This is a genomic window from Paenibacillus sp. J22FR21, from assembly GCF_056269135.1.
This window is the reverse complement of the sequence record NZ_JBWDNJ010000004.1, coordinates 62,750-82,303: the sequence shown is the minus strand read 5'-3', so window position 1 is coordinate 82,303 and position 19,554 is coordinate 62,750. Positions and strand designations below refer to the sequence as shown.

General features: G+C 50.8%; 16 protein-coding genes. 11 read left to right on the top strand and 5 right to left on the bottom strand.

Annotated features, from left to right (window positions below; genetic code table 11):
* Positions 1-38: 38 nt before the first annotated feature.
* Positions 39-1,382, top strand: coding sequence for a DRTGG domain-containing protein (locus tag AC0YNS_RS15810; protein WP_475782454.1), 1,344 nt, complete (start codon positions 39-41; stop codon positions 1,380-1,382).
* On the opposite strand, the gene AC0YNS_RS15805 is transcribed toward AC0YNS_RS15810, so the two are convergent.
* From AC0YNS_RS15805 to AC0YNS_RS15795, 3 genes are all read right to left on the bottom strand, one after another.
* Positions 1,379-1,675, bottom strand: coding sequence for a YtpI family protein (locus AC0YNS_RS15805; protein WP_475781957.1), 297 nt, complete (start codon positions 1,673-1,675; stop codon positions 1,379-1,381). The two genes, AC0YNS_RS15810 and AC0YNS_RS15805, sit on opposite strands and share 4 nt — an antisense overlap.
* 100 nt (positions 1,676-1,775) lie before the next feature.
* Positions 1,776-2,285 carry a sporulation membrane protein YtrI gene (locus AC0YNS_RS15800; protein WP_475781956.1) on the bottom strand — a complete coding sequence of 170 codons (510 nt, stop codon included), beginning with the start codon at positions 2,283-2,285 and terminating at the stop codon, positions 1,776-1,778.
* 3 nt (positions 2,286-2,288) lie between these two features.
* Entirely contained in the window at positions 2,289-2,615 is a 327-nt protein-coding gene (locus AC0YNS_RS15795) for a YtrH family sporulation protein (RefSeq protein WP_090981793.1), read from the bottom strand.
* A 134-nt stretch (positions 2,616-2,749) separates the two neighbouring features.
* Between AC0YNS_RS15795 and AC0YNS_RS15790 the strand changes: the two genes are divergently transcribed.
* The 8 genes from AC0YNS_RS15790 to AC0YNS_RS15755 all read left to right on the top strand — a co-directional run bounded on the left by AC0YNS_RS15790 (position 2,750) and on the right by AC0YNS_RS15755 (position 12,455).
* Positions 2,750-6,484 (top strand): DNA polymerase III subunit alpha, encoded by a 3,735-nt coding sequence (locus AC0YNS_RS15790; protein ID WP_475781955.1) that lies wholly within the window; start codon positions 2,750-2,752, stop codon positions 6,482-6,484.
* A 207-nt stretch (positions 6,485-6,691) separates the two neighbouring features.
* A complete protein-coding gene (locus AC0YNS_RS15785; RefSeq protein WP_475782453.1) occupies positions 6,692-7,174 on the top strand; it encodes a phosphatidylglycerophosphatase A family protein in 483 nt (160 codons plus the stop codon).
* A 188-nt stretch (positions 7,175-7,362) separates the two neighbouring features.
* On the top strand, positions 7,363-7,557 hold the full coding sequence (locus AC0YNS_RS15780) for a glutamate decarboxylase (protein WP_090981787.1): 195 nt from the start codon (positions 7,363-7,365) through the stop codon (positions 7,555-7,557).
* A gap of 172 nt (positions 7,558-7,729) precedes the next feature.
* Entirely contained in the window at positions 7,730-8,602 is an 873-nt protein-coding gene (gene accD, locus AC0YNS_RS15775) for an acetyl-CoA carboxylase, carboxyltransferase subunit beta (protein WP_475781954.1), read from the top strand.
* Complete coding sequence (locus AC0YNS_RS15770; RefSeq protein ID WP_475781953.1) at positions 8,592-9,596, top strand: acetyl-CoA carboxylase carboxyltransferase subunit alpha; 1,005 nt, start codon at positions 8,592-8,594, stop codon at positions 9,594-9,596. Before accD ends, AC0YNS_RS15770 begins: the two co-directional genes overlap by 11 nt.
* Positions 9,597-9,646: 50 nt before the next feature.
* Complete coding sequence (pyk, locus tag AC0YNS_RS15765) at positions 9,647-11,401, top strand: pyruvate kinase (RefSeq protein WP_475781952.1); 1,755 nt, start codon at positions 9,647-9,649, stop codon at positions 11,399-11,401.
* Positions 11,402-11,542: 141 nt separating this feature from the next.
* Positions 11,543-12,061, top strand: coding sequence for an acyl-CoA thioesterase (locus AC0YNS_RS15760; RefSeq protein ID WP_475781951.1), 519 nt, complete (start codon positions 11,543-11,545; stop codon positions 12,059-12,061).
* A gap of 1 nt (position 12,062) precedes the next feature.
* On the top strand, positions 12,063-12,455 hold the full coding sequence (locus tag AC0YNS_RS15755) for an FxsA family protein (protein WP_475781950.1): 393 nt from the start codon (positions 12,063-12,065) through the stop codon (positions 12,453-12,455).
* A gap of 679 nt (positions 12,456-13,134) precedes the next feature.
* Here AC0YNS_RS15755 and ytvI read toward each other — a convergent pair.
* The gene (ytvI, locus tag AC0YNS_RS15750; protein WP_475781949.1) at positions 13,135-14,256 is read right to left on the bottom strand and encodes a sporulation integral membrane protein YtvI; all 1,122 of its coding nucleotides are present in this window, start codon (positions 14,254-14,256) and stop codon (positions 13,135-13,137) included.
* Positions 14,257-14,459: 203 nt separating this feature from the next.
* Between ytvI and ppk1 the strand changes: the two genes are divergently transcribed.
* Positions 14,460-16,526 (top strand): polyphosphate kinase 1, encoded by a 2,067-nt coding sequence (ppk1, locus tag AC0YNS_RS15745; RefSeq protein WP_475781948.1) that lies wholly within the window; start codon positions 14,460-14,462, stop codon positions 16,524-16,526.
* On the opposite strand, the gene AC0YNS_RS15740 is transcribed toward ppk1, so the two are convergent.
* Positions 16,517-18,046, bottom strand: coding sequence for a Ppx/GppA phosphatase family protein (locus tag AC0YNS_RS15740; RefSeq protein WP_475781947.1), 1,530 nt, complete (start codon positions 18,044-18,046; stop codon positions 16,517-16,519). The genes ppk1 and AC0YNS_RS15740 overlap by 10 nt on opposite strands.
* 299 nt (positions 18,047-18,345) lie before the next feature.
* Between AC0YNS_RS15740 and citZ the strand changes: the two genes are divergently transcribed.
* The gene (citZ, locus tag AC0YNS_RS15735) at positions 18,346-19,458 is read left to right on the top strand and encodes a citrate synthase (protein WP_090981768.1); all 1,113 of its coding nucleotides are present in this window, start codon (positions 18,346-18,348) and stop codon (positions 19,456-19,458) included.
* The last annotated feature ends 96 nt before the right edge of the window (positions 19,459-19,554 follow it).

Here is a 19,554-nt window from a genome sequence, read left to right as displayed (position 1 = left end):
CGAGCAATTGGTTGAAACAAGTAAGGGGGGCCACTGTGATAACAGGAGACAAAGGACTTGAATCGCAGACGAAACATGAGCGACTCATGCAGTATATCCAGCAGCTCGAGATTGGTACGAAACTTTCTGTACGCACGATGGCCGAGGAGCTCGGAGTCAGTGAAGGCACTGCATATAAAGCGATCAAAGAAGCGGAATCGACCGGGCTTGTCAGCACCAAAGAGCGGATAGGCACAGTCCGGATACAGCGGAAGAACCGGGAATCGCTAGATCGGTTAACGTTCGGAGAAGTACTTGATATTGTGCAAGGCGAGCTGATAGGCGGCGCGGCAGGACTCGTGAAAACACTGCATAAATTCGTCATCGGTGCGATGGAGCTCGATGCGATGGTCCGTTATATTGACGCGGGCAGTCTGCTGATTGTCGGTAACAGGCAAGGCGCACACGGCTGCGCGCTTGAGCAGGGGGCAGGCGTGTTAATCACAGGGGGATTCGGCACCAGTGAGGATATGAAAAAGCTTGCGGATGAGAAAGGATTGCCGATTATTTCCTCCAAATATGATACGTTTACCGTCGCTTCGATGATTAACCGTGCCATGTTTGACAGATTGATCCGTCAGAAGATCATGCTGGTAGAGGATATCGTCACCTACAGCCGTCCTGTTGAAACGATGAGACTCGGCGAGACGAAAGCCGATTATATTTCGCTTGCCAGCCGTGTCGGAGGGACGCGATTCCCCGTGTTGGATGATAGAGGCAGAGTCGTCGGCATCATGACCGCTAAGGATGCTGAAGGTGCACAGGATTCACAGTTCGTAGAGCGGCTGATGACGCGAAGTCCCATTACGGCTGCGCCGAACATTCCGATCGCTTCTGCGGCACATACGATGGCGGCCGAAGGAATCGACTTGCTGCCGATTGTCGATAAGAATCGTAAGCTGCTGGCGGCACTTAGCCGTAGCGAGGTGCTGGAAGCGATGCGTTATGCCGGGAAACAGAAAGAGTCAGGTGAAACCTTCGATGAGTTGATCGGAGCGGGCTTTGAGAAGAAAGAAAGCGAGCATGGAGGGGAATGGCTGTACGAGGGACGCATTACGCCGCAGATGTCCGGAACATTCGGTACGATCTCCGAAGGCGTATTGGTTACACTCATGAATCAGGCGGCACGAGGATTAATCCGGGAGTTAGGAAAGCGGGATTATGTCATTGAAAGCATGACGACGTACTTCGTAAGACCCGTCCAGCTGGAAAGTGAAGTGGTCATCATGCCGAATTTACTGGAGATGAGCCGCAAGAGCGCCAAGCTCGAAATTGAGTTGAAAGACCCCGGCGGCCTTGCTGCCAAAGCGCTGCTGACGGCGCAGCTGATCGATCCGTATTAACCTTTCATCGAGCGGTAAACGCTGCCGTTGCGAAGTCCTGCGAACAGGTTGAACAGTCCCAGAACGATAAACAGAGCGCCGATGATGACTTTTACCGTGGAGCCGCTGTAAGCAAGCATCATAAACAAAGCGATGAAGATTAGCATGACGCCCATACTTATGTTCATCCGTGCAGCGTTTATACCTCTTACACGCGTGTCGGTAGAACGGCGTGCCTGGAAGCTGAAATAAACCGAGAGCAGCGATGTGCCGCAAATGATAATAACGATCGCCCAATGTAATGCATTGACCATAGTAAAACAAGCATCTCCTTCTTAGCTGTGCAGCTTTCAATATGTGCCTTATTGTACCATGAATTGCAGCTGCAAGTGAAACGGATGGGACGAGGTAGAATCAATTAATCTGTCGCTGATTGAGCGCGGCTTTGAACCACACTTGAAGCACGTTATCGACAACGAGCATCGTACGAATTTGAACGACAAACTCCTTGCCTTCCACCGCGTAAATTTTGCGGTCAAGCAGGTCCCAGGAGAGCTCGGCGTTTGAATTGATTTTGTAAATACTGGTGCCGACGAACACGGACAAGTCTGCCTTCAGCTTTGATTTGAGCGCTTTTTTGTCTTGTTCATTCGCGATGACGGCTCCATCACCGTTTTTATTATCCAGCAGAATCGGCTGAACACTCTGAATGACGGTATGCTGGTCTTTAAATTTATTCAGTTTCTCGATTCGATCCTCATAGTCAATCAGCTTATCCTCAAGCGCCGTATTACTGTTGCGCAACGCGTTAAAGTTCATGAAGAAGATGGCGTGGTAGATCATCGCGCCTATTATGGACCCCAGCACAATATAAGCAGCTGCTTGCATCAGCCTCGTAAAACGTTCAAAAGGCGGTACCCTCATCGGTCAGACCGCCCCTCTGCATAACCACCGAACAAGTTCAGTTCCCATATGCGCACCGAGAAAAGCACATAGGATATACGCAATTTGCAGCACCACCGGTGAGAGATGCCCTTCGATCATATTGCTTTCAATGACACGCATCGGGTCTATCGTTCCGCCAACGGCCGCTACGAGAGCCCATATTTTCAGCCTTGACGCGGTTTCCAGCATAATGGCTGCCGGTGCTGCCAATACGAAGACAGATCCGATGCCTGCCAGCATGGAGCCGCCGAATACAACGCCGAAGGCAATGAAGAAATCTATCGTGGCTTTGGATAAGAAGGAGTCCATTTGTAACGTCCACCCTTCCTGTAGAATGAGAGGGCGTCATGCTCGTCCCCTAGTCCATTCTATGGGCGAGGAGGGCTTCAATATGATAAACTAGTATAAAATGATGCTTCGATAGAAAGAAAGAAGGAATAGCGATGAGCGGCGGACAAGACTTTGTACATTTACACGTTCATAGCGAATTCAGCCTGCTCGATGGGGCTGCAAGAATTCGGGATCTTGTGGATCAAGCGGCCGCGCTTGGCATGAAGGCGCTGGCACTTACGGACCATGGCGTCATGTACGGCGCCGTTCCGTTCTATAAAGCCTGCAAGGCACAAGGAATCAACCCTATTATCGGCTGCGAGGTTTATTTAACGACAGGCTCTCGCTTCGAGAAGGGCACTCGCAAAGATAACCCGATTTATCATCTCATCCTGCTGGCCAAGAATGAGACCGGCTATCGCAACTTGATGAAGCTGAGTTCGATCGGACATTTGGAAGGCTTCCACTACAAGCCGCGTATCGACTTTGAATCGCTCTCGCAGCACGCTGAGGGTCTTATTTGTCTTAGCTCCTGTTTGGGGAGCGAGATTGCCCAGCATTTGCTGCATGACCGAACGGAGCATGCGCTTCGATCTGCGAATAGGTACCGTGATATCTTTGGCGACGACTTCTACTTGGAGCTGCAAGATCACGGCATGCTGGAGCAGAAGAAGGTGCTGCAGGCGACGCTTGCGCTTGCGCAGGAGACGGGCATCAAGACCGTTGCGACAAACGATGTTCATTACTTGAAGTCGACGGATGCGGCGGTACAGGATGTGCTGATCTGCATTGGCACGGGCAAAACAATCGAAGATGACGATAGGCTGCAAATGCTGACGGATCAGATGTATTTGAAGAGCGCGGATGAGATGACGATGCTGTTCCGCCAGGCGCCTGATGCGGTTGCTCGCACGGTTGAAATTGCGGAGAAATGCCATCTGGAGCTAACGTTTGGCCGAGCGCTGCTTCCATCGTTCAGTCCGATTCCGACGGGGATGTCGTCTTCGGCTTATTTGGCCGCTTTATGCCATGAAGGATTGGAAGCACGCTACGCCGGAAATTCGGACTGGGCCGAAGATTCGCGAGCGAAGGTGCATGCGGTGACGAGGTTGGAATATGAGCTGGGTGTCATTGATAAAATGGGCTTCAGCGACTATTTCCTCATCGTCTGGGATTTCATCCGTTTTGCCCATGAACAGGGGATTCGGACCGGTCCGGGGAGGGGGTCCTCTGCCGGCAGCTTGGTCGCCTACACACTGAATATCACCGACGTAGACCCGATTAGATATAAGCTGTTGTTCGAACGATTCCTGAACCCGGAACGGATTTCGATGCCCGATATCGATATTGATTTTAATGACGAGCGCCGCGATGAAGTGATTGGTTATGTCTCTGCCAAATACGGCGAGGAGCATGTGGCACAGATCATTACGTTCGGAACGATGGCGGCCAAAGCTGCCGTGCGAGACGTCGGCCGCGCAATGGCCGTTCCTTTCGCCGAAGTGGATCGGGCTGCGAAGCTCATCCCGAATCAGCTTGGCATCTCGCTGGAAGAAGCGCTGCGGATGAGTGCGGAGCTTCGCGAGGCGACTGAGCGCCAGCCGAAGACCGGCGATTTGCTGCGGATGGCCTTGAAGGTGGAAGGAATGCCGCGCCATGCTTCGACGCATGCCGCCGGAGTTGTCATTTCCGGCGAGCCCTTGACGCATTATGTGCCGCTTCAAGCAGGCAGCGAGCGTACGGCGTTAACCCAGTATTCGATGGAACATCTGGAATCCGTTGGATTGCTGAAGATGGACTTTCTCGGTCTGCGTACGCTGTCTATTCTTGAACGAACGCTCAATTGGGTGAAGGAGCAGCAGGGCATTACGGTCGATTTTCGATTTATTTCCGATCAGGACCCGGCAACTTACGAGATGCTCACGCGCGGTGAAACAACGGGGATTTTCCAATTGGAGTCCGCCGGAGTTCGCCGAGTGCTCAAGGAGCTGAAGCCGACGCAATTCGAAGACATCGTCTCCGTACTTGCGCTTTACCGGCCGGGCCCTATGGAGTTTATACCCAAATTCATTCAAGGCAAGCACGGACATGTGGAGGTCGAATATCCGCATCCGTCGCTTGAGCCGATTCTGGCTGATACCTATGGGATCATCGTGTATCAAGAGCAGATCATGCAGATTGCCTCGTCAATGGCGGGTTTCTCATTGGGAGAAGCGGATCTGCTCCGTCGTGCCGTATCCAAGAAGAAGCGAGAAGTGTTGGATGAACAGCGCGCTCATTTCGTGGAGGGAAGCTTAAGCCAAGGGTACGAGAAGTCGGACGCCAATGCGGTTTATGACATGATTGTCCGTTTCGCCGATTATGGTTTCCCGCGTGCGCATGCCGCGGCCTATGGCGTATTGGCGTTTCAGACGGCTTGGCTGAAGGCGAATCATCCCGTTCCGTTTATGGCTTCTATGCTGGCATCCGTGACGGGAAGTCAGCGCAAGACGGCCGAATATGTGGATGAATGTCGCCGAATGGGCATTGCCGTTCTGCCGCCTGATGTAAACGAGAGCAGCGTGACGTTCACGCCGGTTAACGGGGCGGTGCGCTTTGGTTTGGCGTCGATCAAGAACGTCGGCACGCAGGCGATCGATTCATTGCTGAAGGAACGTGCGGAACGTCCGTTTGACAGCTTGCTTGATCTGTGCCGAAGAGTCGACCTGCGCGTCGTGAACAAACGGGTGCTGGAGTCGTTGATTCAAGCAGGCGCTTGCGATTCCTTGGCCGGTCATCGCGCACAGCTGATCGCGGTGCTGGATGAGACGGTCGATGCCGCGCTGAAGTGGCGCAAGGAACGCGAAGAATTGCAAATCGAACTGTTCGGCTTCGACGAGGTGCAGAACTGGGATATCGAAATGCCTGAAGTACGACCGTTTACGACGGGGCAGCTGCTTGCACTGGAGCGGGAGCTGCTCGGCATGTATCTGTCTGGTCATCCCCTCGACGACCATAAGGAATTGCTGGAAGAATTGCCGCTCGATCGTCTTGTTGACCTAACCGAAGCGCCGGAAGGTTCCTTCGCAGTCATAGCCGCGATGGTGGTGTCGGTGAAGCCGTTTACGACGCGCAAAGGTCAACAGATGGCTTTTCTGGAAATCGAGGATCGGATTATGCGCGTGGAAGCTGTTGCTTTTCCGACGATTTGGCAGCGGCACTCGGGATTGCTCGATCCCGGCAGCTTGGTTCTCGTCCTCGCAAATGTGCAGCATCAGGACGAGGATTATAAGCTGCTGATCGAGGATGTCGCTTTGCTCGGCGGCGGCGGACCGGGGCAGGATGCCGCCTCGCAGGTGCAGCGCCTGCAGCGGCAAGCGCGCAGCAAGGCCGCGCGAACTGCCGGCGGCGGCAATTCAGGCCCGGCCGAACGCAAAGGCGGCGCGTCAGCTGGCTCTGGATCGCAGCCGGCATCGACGACGCTGCCTGCGAAGGCAACGGCATCGGCAGGTTCTGCGGCAAAGGGAGAGGAGAAGCCGGTGGCTTCTGCGAAGAACCAAGCATCGGCGGAGCATACCCCGGCCAATGTCTCATCCGCAGCGCAAGCCGGCTCAGCTAAGTCATCTGTGCCGGCGAAACGCCCGCAGCGTCTCTATATCAAGATCGTTGCCGGACGCGAGGATTCCTCAGCGCTTGAGAAGCTGAAGGCACTGCTCGGAGGCAGCGCAGGTACCTATGAGACGGTGCTGTTCTATGAGCGAGAAGGCCGTACTGTCGCCCTAAGCGATGCATTCCGAATTAAGCCTTCACCGCAGCTGCTGCAGCAGATCGAGTCGATTTTTGGTAAAGGCTCAGCGGTCGTGAAATAATAATGGACAGGAATAATCGTTTCGTAAAGCCAGGCACAAGTTGCCTAACGGCTGCATACATTTAGGAGACACAGAGCGCTATTGTTGGCTCTGCATTTCGCCGCTTGTGCGGACTGACGTTTGGTCAGCTGACGATGGTTGTTGGCCGCTGGCGCTCCGCCCGATTCGTACAAGCCGATGCGGGGGGAATGAACAGTGTCGTCCGACATGGAAAAATGGCTTAACAGACGTGGTGTTACAGTCGGTGATGTTGCGGATATCGTATTTTCGCTGCAGCGTCCTTATAATCCGGATCTCACTCACCAAGAATGCGAAGAGAGTGTGCATACGGTTCTTAATAAACGAGAGGTGCAGTATGTACTGTTTACAGGCATTGCCCTCGATGAGTTAGCGGAGCGCAAACTGCTGCCAGAGCCGCTTCAGGCGATCATGGAGGCTGATGAATCCCTTTACGGCGTGGACGAAACGCTGGCTCTTGGCATCACGAACGTGTATGGGATGATCGGACTCACAAGCTTTGGCTACTTGGACAAAGTAAAGCCGGGCATCATTCGCAAATTGAACGAGAAAGGCAAGCATGTGCATGTCTTCCTAGACGATCTGGTAGCCGGGCTGGCTGCCGCGGCATCCGCACGCATTGCACATCAGGATCCGAAGGCTAATCGGTACGAAATTGACGATAGTCCTTAATCAGTAAGGGTTCTCTTAGACTCTCTTAGGGGTTCAAACTCGCTTCCAGCCTTGTGGCGTTGCGGTGAAAACTAAACATATGGTATCATTATGACATCATATGCCCAGATAACGTGTGTTTATATTGCGGCCAATGCGTTTACATGTACGCGCAGATGATCTTTTATCAATGCTCAGGAGGTTCCTTCATGTGGACGGTTATCTACATCGCGCCGACGGCAAAAATTGCGGAGAGCATTAAAAACCGGCTGACCCAAGAAGGGTTTCTCGTAAAGATCAGACCGATTAATGTTTCTAAGCAACAGTACGAAATATTGGTCCCATCTGGCGAACTGGAAGAAGTGCAGGAAGTGTTAAACAACATTCTCAACTCGCAACGTTAATTCCAATTACGGCGTACCCACTTGCGGGCCATGCAAAAAAAACTATTGCGTACCTAACGCACAGCGTGTAAATTCAGAACTGTTGTGTTTACAGAGGTACATTCTAAACTACCGCATACTCATAAGCGCAACGATTACTTTAAAACTTTGCGCCCCCAAAGAGGTGTCTTTTGTGTTCAAGGACTTATTTCATAAAAAGAAATATGCCACAATTCCTTCGGGCCAGCCGAGAACGAAGCCGGATATTCCGGAAGGCTTAATGTCCAAATGTCCGAAGTGCGGCAATATTCAATTCAGCAAAGAAGTCGAGAAAAACTTAAAAGTATGCCCGGGCTGCGGCCATCATTTCCGGCTGAACGCTTGGGAACGAATCGCCATTACGCTCGATGAAGGGCGTTTGGTTGAGTATGATGCGGATCTGGAGTCGGTTGATCCGCTTCCTTTCCCGGGTTATGCAAACAAGCTGGAAGCTCAGAAGAAGAGCTCCGGTCTTAAAGATGCAGTTGTTACAGGAGAGGGGACGATCGGCGGATTGCCGGTCGTCGCCGCTTTCATGAGCTTTGATTTCTTTGCAGGAAGCATGGGTTCTGTCGTCGGTGAGAAAATCACGCGTGCGATTGAACAAGCCCATGCCAAGAAGCTGCCGATGCTCATCTTCTCCACATCAAGCGGCGCGCGGATGCAAGAAAGTATTCTTAGTTTGATGCAAATGGCCAAAACAAGCGCGGCACTGGCAAAGTTCCAAGGCGACGGCGGTCTGTACATTTCCATTATGACCGATCCTACCACAGGCGGCGTCTCCGCAAGCTTTGCGATGCTTGGCGACTTTAATTTGGCCGAGCCCGGTGCTCTCGTCGGTTTTGCCGGTCGAGTGGTTATCGAGCAGACGATTCGTCAGAAGCTGCCGGATAATTTCCAAACCGCAGAATTCAATTTGCAGCATGGACAGCTTGATAAAGTTGTTCATCGTAAAGAAATGAAAGCAACATTAGCTAAATTGCTTGATATGCATTCGGTAAAGGGGGAAATTATCAATGGCGGGTGAGCTGCCGTTTGAGAAGCCGCTTAACGAGCTGCAGAAGAAGATCGAAGAGCTGAAGAAATTCGGGCAAGAGTCAGGCATTGATTTCAGCGATGAAATCTGCCGGCTGGAGGACCGTTGTAAACAGTTGCAGGAAGAGCTGTATGATGAATTGACGCCGGCGCAGAAGATGCACTTGGCGCGTCATCATGGCCGACCAACCTCTCTGGATTACATAGGGATGATTTTCACCGATTTCATCGAGCTTCACGGAGATCGTCTGTTTGCAGATGATCTTGCTATTGTGGGAGGACTTGCTAAGCTGAACGGCGTACCGGTTACGGTAATCGGCCATCAGCGCGGTAAAGATACGAAGGACAATATTGCCCGTTTCTTCGGCAGTCCGCATCCGGAAGGGTTCCGCAAAGCATTGAGACTCATGCAGCAGGCGAATAAATTCGGTCGTCCTATTGTAACCTTGATCGATACGAAAGGCGCATATCCCGGGAATACGGCGGAGGAGCGCGGTCAATCCGAAGCAATTGCTCGTAATCTTCGTGAAATGGCCATGTTCGGCGTGCCGATTATTTGCGTGGTTATCGGGGAAGGCGGAAGCGGCGGGGCTTTGGCACTTGGTGTCGGTAACCGCGTGCTTATGCTGGAGAATGCGATTTACTCGGTAATTTCGCCAAACGGCGCAGCATCCATCCTATGGAAAGATGCTTCGCGTGCGGATGAAGCGGCTGCAGTAATGAGAATAACAGCAGATGATCTGCTTGAGTTCGGTATCGTGGAAGAGATTATCAAGGAGCCGCAAGGTGGGGCGCATCGCGACCTGGCTGAGCAGTCCGAGACGATTAAAGAAGCGATCTGGCGCCATCTTGGCGAGCTGTCCAAGCTTTCCTCAGAGGAGCTTGTCGTAGATCGTTACAATAAATTCCGCAAAATCGGTCAATTCCATGCTCCTGAGCCGGAAGCTGACCTGATTTTGAACGAGATCGAATCAGCGCAAGTATAGAGAATAGCAACTTAAATGTGAACGTATCAGACGGAGGATGGAATTTACTTATGCGTAAAACGAAGATCGTATGTACGATTGGCCCATCCAGCGAATCGCTGGAAAACACGAAGAAACTAATCAATGCCGGCATGAATGTCGCTCGTCTTAACTTCTCGCACGGCGACTTTGAAGAGCACGGCAACCGAATCAAGAACATCCGTCAAGCATGTTCCGAGCTTGGCACAACCGTAGCAATCCTGCTGGATACGAAAGGTCCGGAAATTCGCCTCGGCAAACTGAAAGAAGAGCCGATTGAACTGAATCAAGGCGAAACGATTACACTTACTACCGAAGAAATTCTTGGTGACAAGAACCGTATTCCTGTAACGTATGCGAACCTTCCTGCAGATGTTGAAGTGGGTTCCACCATTCTAATCGATGACGGTTTAATCGGTCTTACGGTTGAAGAAGTGCAAGGCACTGAAATCCTTTGCCGTATCGTAAACAGCGGTCCGATCAAGAGCAAGAAAGGCGTTAACGTTCCGGGCGTACATATTTCCCTGCCTGGTATTACGGAGAAGGACGCTAACGATATCGTATTCGGTATCGAGCAAGGCATTGATTTCATTGCCGCATCTTTCGTTCGTAAAGCGACTGACGTTCTTGAAATTCGCGAATTGCTTGAGAAGCATGGTGCGAGTCACATCCAAATCATTTCCAAAATCGAGAACCAGCAAGGCGTGGACAACCTCGATGAAATTCTTGAAGTATCCGACGGTCTAATGGTTGCGCGTGGCGACCTTGGCGTAGAAATTCCGGCTGAAGAAGTACCTTTGGTTCAGAAGCAAATGATTCAGAAATGTAACCGCGCAGGCAAACCGGTAATCACGGCTACACAAATGCTGGATTCCATGCAGCGCAACCCGCGTCCGACTCGTGCGGAAGCGAGTGACGTAGCGAATGCGATTTTTGACGGTACGGATGCAATCATGCTTTCCGGGGAGACAGCTGCCGGTAAATATCCGGTAGAATCCGTTCAAACGATGTCCCGTATTGCCGTGCGTGCGGAATCGGCGCTTGATTACCGTGAGATCTTCACGAAACAAGCAAGAGCACAACAAACGACAGTAACAGAAGCGATCAGCCAAGCAGTTGCGAACTCCGCACTTGATTTGGACGCGAAAGCGATCATCACTTCGACTGAGAGCGGTTATACGGCGCGTATGGTCTCCAAATACCGTCCGAAATCGCCAATCGTGGCAGTTACGCCGCAAGAGCAAGTCATGCGCCGTCTGGCGCTCATCTGGGGGATTATCCCGGTTCTTGGCACACCTGCCGAAACAACAGATGAAATGTTCGATATCGCTGTACAAGGCGGAATCAACTCCGGAATCGTGAAGCTTGGTGATACGGTTATCATTACAGCTGGTGTTCCGGTTGGACGTTCCGGTTCGACGAACCTGATCAAGATTCATACAATCGGTGAAATGATTGCCAAAGGTCAAGGGATCGGCAGCCAAAGCGCTACTGGTAAAGTGGTTGTAGCACGTACTCCGCAAGAGGCGATCGCTAAGACAACTGAAGGCTCCATTCTCGTGACAGTTTCCACTGACAGAGAGTACATGCCTGCGATTCAGAAGGCCGCAGCAGTCATTACAGAGCAAGGCGGCATCACTAGCCACGCGGCGATTGTCGCGCTTAACCTTGGAATCCCTGTAATTCTTGGCGTTCAGAACGCACTTGAGCTTCTGCAAGACGGTTCCGAAGTAACGGTTTACGCTGAAGTTGGCGTTATCTACTCGGGTCAAGCTAAAGTAATGTAAGGTTTGTTGTTTGAGGGAAGCGATGGTGCGCAAGCACCGTCGCTTTTTGGCTATACGGTGCCTAACGGCTTTGATAATGCACAATAATCTGACTTGCCGCTAATAGCTCTATAGATTACGGGATAAAGGATTGATCGAAGCATGACAGAAGCAGACAAAGAGAACACTCTCTGGCATTTGCATCCCCTTCGTGTTCGGTATCAGGAAACGGACCAGATGGGCGTAGTGTTCCATGGGAACTATGTGACATGGTTTGAAATTGGACGTACTGAGCTTGTTCGGGCTTTGGGGATGACCTATGAAACGGTTGAGAAGCAAGGCTTACTGCTGCCGGTCGTTGACTTGGACTGCTCCTATGTATCGCCGGCTCGGTATGATAATAACATCATCATCTGTACGCGTTTAGAACAATTTTCACCCATTCGTGTATCTTTTCGTTCGGAGATTCGCCTTGTCGAAGATACGGAACACATATCGCTAGGTTGGTTTCAAGGTGCTGAGCCGCCGGGGAAGCTGCTTGTACGAGGCGGGACTCGGCATGTGTGGGTAAACCGGGATTGGCGGCCTTCGAGGCTGGATAAGCTGCTTCCTGAGCTTTACAGCATGATGCAGGCTGTTGCAGATGGAAACATGCCGCACAAGGAAGAGGGAGGCTGCTAATATGCTGAAATGGATTATCGCCGCAATTATTATCGTTCCCGCCATCGAGATGTGGGGCATTATAAAGATGGGTCACTTCATCGGAGGATGGTCAACCTTCGGCCTCATACTGATCACCAGTTTCGCAGGAGCGCAGTTAGCCAGAAGCGAAGGTCGCAAAGCATTCATGGATGTCCAAGCCCAACTCCAAAGCGGCAGGCCTCCTGGCCATGCCATGCTAAACGGCATCTGTGTACTCATCGGTGGGTTGCTGCTGCTCATGCCGGGTTTCTTCACCGACATCATCGGCGTTACCTTGCTTCTCCCATTCACCCGCCCCTTCTACCGCTTACTCATGCTTCGCTGGCTAGAAAAGAAGCTCCGCAACGGTTCATTAACGATTCGAAGAAGGTAAACTCCCGCTAGCCGCTTTTAGGCTTGAAAAAACAGCTTGGCCGTTTCCATTGGAGCGCCAAAGCGAGTACGGGGAGCAATGTAACTAGGGAGCTGCCAAGTAGCATCAACCGCCAACCTGTAACGGTTGTGACAGTGGTTAAATAGCCCCAAAAACGGTTTTTAATATTCTAACGGTTGCAGGCGAGCTTATTTGGACATTTTCCGATAAAAATCATCAACTATGCAGTGGATAGCGATGCTCACAACCGTTAGCCCTTTAAAAGGTGTACATTTCTTGAAATAGCCACTCTGACAACCGTTAGCCGCCGCTCAAGGCCGGTGTAATTGCTCACAGGCAACTCGAACAAGAAACCCGGCGTTATAAAAAACGGCGGGTTTCTCTTCAGGCATGGCCAATAGGCCAAGCTTCTTTTCCGTTGGAGCACCAAAACCAAAAGCGTGTCCCGGAGGGACGAAAGCGAGTACTGGGCACGTAGCAACTAGGGAGCTGCCCAGTAACTGTCACCGCCAACCTTCCGGGTGTCCAGAGGGACGGGTCCCTCGGGGTCCCCCTTCTAGGGGGATTTAGGGGGTCTCTAAGGTAGGGGGTCTCTTCGGAATTAGCAGGTCTCTTAGAAATTTAGTATGTGAATTAGATTTTTAATGTCCAAACAGCGGGGTCCTAGGGGATGCTCCCCCTACTTCGGCTTTGGCCCACGAACCACAAACCAATACAAATCCCGAAACACATTCGCTCTATGTATAGCGGTCAAGATAACGAGTGAAACCGGCCCGATAATCAGTCCGAGTACGCCGAACAGCTTGAGGCCAACGAACATCGCAATGAGTGTCGGCAATGGATCGAGACCGACGCTCGTCGCAAGCACCTTCGGCTCAATCATTTGCCTTGCAACGAGGATGACGCCGTATAGAATCGATAAACTGATTCCGAGCGATACATCTCCATAAATGAATGTATAGGCGATCCAAGGTACCATAGCGGCTCCGACACCGAGATAAGGGAGCAGGTCGACAAGCCCGATCAGCATACCGATCGTGACCGCGTAGTCGACTCCAATGATAAGCAGACCAACGGTTACTACAATGGCTGTGATGGAAATCATTATAAACTGTGCACGTACATACCCAAACAGGGCTTTTTGCAAATCGACCCATACGATGGATATGGACTTGCGGAGTTCGGCGGGAAACCAATGGGACATGCGTCTGACATGCTGGCTCCAGTCTTTGCTTATAAAGAAAGCCGCAAGCAGAACGACGACCATGATGGTGGCTACATTCGGCAACGATGTAATGATGCTAACGATCCCGTTTAAGAAATAGGTTATAATATTGGTACTCGTTTGTGCCAATAAATTAGCCGTATCGTTGATCTTTGAATTAATCGTTTCTTGATAATTTGGATTATCTTGGTAGAATGCGTTTAGCTTCTCGATCAGGTTCTGAATCTCCGGGGAAGCGACAATGATTTCGAACTGATCGCGCCACCAGTCAATGGAGCTGCTGAGCGATTTGGACAAGTGAATGATTTCCACCACGATTCGTGTCACGAGCGCGGAAACGATGGTCACCATGGCGGCAACGAAAACCAAGAGCGTGAACGTAACCCCAATCCAGCGAGGTACCTTAAGTCTCCTTTGCAGAAGATTAACAATGGGATTTATGGCGTAAGCAAGCAGCCATCCCAGCAGAAACGGATACACAAGCGGAGTTACATATACGACAGCAAGCACGAATGCTACTAATCCGGCAACGAGCAGTAAAATGCGCCAGATACGCTTCCATATGATACGGTCCATACAGCGATCACTCCTTCAGATGTGAAACAGGAAAAACGTTCCTCTATTTATTGTATAATTGTAGCATAGGCGATATTTCGATGTTTATCAAAAAAAAATTTAGTCATAAAGTCTCGTCTTTTACATGGCGTTTACAATAGTTTAATAAGGAAGAAACAAACAAACTACATAATTGGAGTAATCGACAAGCAGGAGGATCCGGAATGAATAAAACGATATCACCGTATGTAAACCGCGATTTAAGCTGGGTCGAATTTAATCGAAGAGTGCTGGAAGAAGCGCAGGACCCCGATAATCCGCTGCTCGAGCGAGCCAAATTTCTGGCAATTGTCTCAAGCAACTTGGATGAATTTATGAGCGTGCGCGTTGCAGGCATTCAAGATCAAATGAAAGCAGGCTATACGAAGCGGGATTTCACTGGCTATACACCTGCCGGCTTGTGGAAGCGATTAATGAAACGTACGAATCAAATGGTTGCGGATCAATACCGCACGTACCGCGAAGTAATGCGCGGCTTGGCTAAGGAAGGCATTTGCTTCCGTCCCATAGAAGAATTAAATGCACAGCAGCTCAAGGCTGTAGATGAATATTTTTATGATATTGTGTTTCCGGTGCTGACGCCAATGGCGGTGGACCAAAGCCGTCCGTTCCCGTTGCTGCATACGAAGGAGCTCTATTTGTCCGTTATTCTGGGACGAGAGAATATGCCGGAGGAAGAAGAGCCTTTCTTTGCGATCGTTCAAGTGCCTTCGATCCTGCAGCGGTTTATTTCTGTACCGGGACGGGTTAACAGCAAGAAGAATGAATTCGTGCTTCTTGAAGAGCTGATTGAACGACATATCAACACCCTGTTTAACGGTTATACGACGATAGCGGTTGATCCGTTTCGTTTAACGCGTAATGCCGATCTTACGCTGAACGAAGAAGGCGCCGAGGACTTGCTCGAGGAAATCGAGAAGGAGCTTCGCCGCCGCAGATGGGGACTTCCGGTTCGTTTGGAATATGGGAAGGGTATACACCCTTATGCCCTTCAAATGCTGAAGGAAGAGCTTGAGCAGGGGGAAAATGTATTTGAAATCGACGGGCCGCTCGACCTGAGTTTTCTGATGCGCTTTGCCAATTCGCTGTCGTCGAGCTATGAATCGTTGTTGTTTGAACGGATTGAGCCGGTTTACCCCCAAGAGTTTGAACATTCGGATGATATCTTCTCCGTAATCCGGCAGGAGGATGTGCTTCTGTACCATCCATATGAGTCGTTTGAGGCGGTAAGTGATTTTGTAGCGGAAGCTGCTGAGGATCCCGATGTGCTTGCTATCAAAATGACGTTGTACAGGGTCAGCGGTCAATCCGCGCTTGTTCAGGCGCTCGCTATGGCGGCTGAGTCCGGCAAGCAGGTAACGGTGGTCGTGGAGCTTAAAGCACGGTTTGACGAGGAGCGTAATATTGCATGGGCGAGGCAGCTTGAGAAAGCGGGCTGTCATGTCGTATATGGCCTAGTCGGATTGAAGACACATGCCAAGATCACGCTCGTGGTGCGCAGGGAACAAGGCATGCTTCGCCGATACGTGCACGTCGGTACGGGTAACTATAATGACAGTACGGCCAAACTGTACACAGACATCGGACTGTTTACATCTCATCCGATTATCGGTGCCGATGCATCGGCATTGTTTAACGAGGTAACAGGGTATTCGTCTCCTTACGAATGGAAAGCATTCGGCGTCGCTCCGTCTGACCTGAAGGAGAAGCTGTTCGATTTGATTGATCGCGAGATCGCCCATGCTGCAGCAGGCAAACCCGCTCATATCATTGCAAAAATGAACAGTCTATCCCATCAAGAGATGATCGATAAGCTGCATGAGGCGTCGCAGGCCGGTGTGAAAATTGAGCTGATTATTCGCGGCGTATGCTGTCTAAGACCGGGCGTACCCGGCCAAAGCAGCAATATCCGAGTAATTAGTATCGTTGACCGGTTCTTAGAGCATTCGCGGATCATTTATTTCCATAACGGGGGCGAAGAGGAGCTGTACTTGTCCAGTGCAGACTGGATGACGCGAAACTTAACCCGTCGAATCGAATTGATGTGTCCTGTATTTGATGCGAGATTGCGCAAAAATTTATTCAATGTGCTGCGTCTTAACTTGGATGACAACAAAAAGGCCCGCGAGCTCCAACCAAGTGGAAACTACGAGCCTGTTCAGAATGATCTTCCGGTTCTGCGAAGTCAATTTCAAGCGAAAAACATTCGCAAATGGAAAACTTATCGGTAATCCGGCGTATGGAGGACGGGAATTAATCCCCATACCTTCTTGAAGTCACCGGCGAGCGCGTCGACTTCTTTCCGTTCAACGGTAAGCATGCCTTCGGCGCGAACAGCGCGCAGATGAAGCTTCCCGCCGGCAATCTCAATCAGGAGCTTGCCGATGGCTTGGGTTTCACTGCGATCGAGTGCGATGGCCAGCTGCAGCAAGGTACCCAGCTGACAAATGTGGTTGATATCTTCTTCGCCAAGCATCGGTTTATAGGCTGCAGCAATTTGCTTGACTCGATTCTTTCCTTTGAAAGAAGCAATGGATGCGCATATAAGCAGCTCTAAATGCGATAGTCCGTTAATATGCGAATTGATCATCAGATAAAACGTATGCTTACGATAATCGTAGTAATCGATGCTGGCTCCGATTCGGTGAAGTATCGAAGCAACATCAATCAGCTGCCGCGCCTGGACCGGATTTCGCACCTGCGATTGCAGCGCATCCATCAAGCTAAGCACAATGCGATTGACCTGTGAGGTATGCTGCGTCGGCGCCTCGGGATGCAGGGCAGCCAGATTGTTGACGCTGTACGTAAGGACGTCATCCAGCCTTGGACGCTCTGGGAAGCGAGTAGCGTAGAAGAGACCATCGCGCAGGCCTGCCCCGCAAACGATATAATGCGAGGCGCCTATGAGCCGATAAATCGTACGCAAGATGGCAATGCCGGGGACGATGATATCGACCCTGTCCTTCGACAAGCCGGGTAATTTACTGCGCTTATCAAGAGGCTCCTTACGCAGCAGTTCAAATAAACTGTCCGTCGATTGTGCCAATAATGGGTAGTTGTTAGTACTCTCGAACGGGTACTTTGTATGGGCCTGATGTACCTTGCCGAGTGCTCGTACAGTGCCTCCGACTCCAATTAGCGGGTTTCCCGGACTCGATTTAAGCCATGTTTCACGTTCAACATATTCGGTTACATACTGCTCGAGCTCTCGTAGTTGCTGGTCGGATAACATACCTCCCTTTGCAAAGCGGCGAGTCATGCTGACGCAGCCGAAAGGGAACGAAACGGCTTGTACGAGTGTGCGATTCTTAAATAGCGAAACTTCCGTGCTTCCGCCGCCGATGTCGATGAGGAAGCCGTCTTGGATGTCCATGGAATTGATCATGCCCAGAAAGCCGTACCCGGCTTCTTCTTCGCCTGACAGCAATTCTATGGGCAGCCCTGTTTTCGCTTCGATTTGGTGCAGCACTTCACTTCGGTTCGATGCGTTGCGAATAGCAGCGGTTGCTACAGCGCGAATAAGTCCTGTACGATGATGCGCACAAATTAATCGAAAGTGATTAATCATATCTACAAGCTCGTCGATCGTGCCGGAAGGCAGTGCGCCTTCATCATCCAATTGATCGCTGAGACGGGCTGCACGTTTGCTTCCGTCGATGACGCGATGAGCGCCGCCGGAAGTCCGTTCATAGATAACAAGCCGGATGGAGTTGGAGCCAATGTCGATGATGCCAATTCGCTGTTCCGTCATAAGTAAGCCCCTTTCATGTCGATGCAAGTCCTAATTCTATTATCACATCTTACCATTTCTACAGCGGCGCAATAAAGTGCTTGTTCATGAGGGTAAAAGCATAGAAATTTGGGAAAAATCATTGCAGGAAAGGTGAAGAAAAAACCTTTATGGTGCCGATAAATCAATTTTATGTCCGATTTTGTTCACTTCGCGGTCAAAATCCGATATGATTAAAGCGACGATACGGAACTCGAATCCAATTATTGTTAATAGTTACTCCATTTTTTAAATAAAAAGAGGTCAAAGGAGAGAGAAACATGACAGCAACCAAAGGTCTAGAAGGCATTGTCGCAACGACATCCTCGATCAGCTCGATCATCGATGGCGTACTGACATATCGCGGAATCGACATCGATGATCTTGCGGAGCACGCTTCTTTTGAAGAAGTGGCTTACTTACTCTGGTACGGCAAGCTGCCAAACCAATCCGAACTGGACGAGTTGCTTGGTCAACTTAACGAGTTTGCGACTGTACCGGCAGGGGTGCTGGAACAATTGAAGCTCTACCCTAAAAATACAAATTCGATGGCAGCTCTTCGTACAGCGGTTTCAAGTCTTGCCCTGTTTGACGAATCGGCTAACGATATGTCGCAAGAGGCGAATATCAAGAAAGCCATCAAGATCCAAGCTCAAATCCCTACGCTGGTTGCGGCATTTGCACGCATTCGCCAAGGTCAAGAGCCGGTAGCACCGAAGAGCGGCGTCTCCATTGCTTTCAACTTCCTCTACATGCTAACAGGACAAGAGCCCGATCAAGTAGCTGTTAAAGCACTGGATCAAGCGCTTGTATTGCATGCAGACCACGAGCTTAACGCATCCACATTCGCAGCGCGTGTTACGGTTGCAACGCTTTCGGATATTTACTCCGGCGTAACATCCGCAATCGGCGCTTTGAAAGGTCCTCTTCACGGCGGTGCGAACGAAGCCGTTATGGTTATGCTTGAAGAGATCGGCTCTTTCGATAATGTAGAATCCTATATTAACGCGAAGCTTGCGAACAAAGAGAAGATCATGGGCTTCGGTCACCGCGTATACAAAGGCGGCGATCCGCGCGCGAAACATCTTCAGAAGATGTCCCGTGAGCTTGGCAAACTGACAGGCAACATGGAGCTTTACGAAATGTCTGTTAAGATCGAAGAGCTTGTAACCGGACAAAAGGGACTGAAGCCGAATGTTGACTTCTACTCCGCATCGGTTTACACTACGCTGGAAATTCCGCGTGACCTCTTCACACCGATCTTTGCCATCAGCCGTGCATCCGGATGGACAGCGCACATTCTTGAGCAATATGAGAATAACCGCCTGATTCGCCCTCGTGCTGAGTACACAGGACCGGTAGACCAGAAGGTAACGCCTATTACACAGCGTTAAGAATAAGAAGCTGTCAAGCGCCAGCAGGCACAGCCTGATGGCGCCTTGCAAGAGGGCGGGGTGCCGGTGCACAGCCAATAGGTTGTGGGGCCGGCT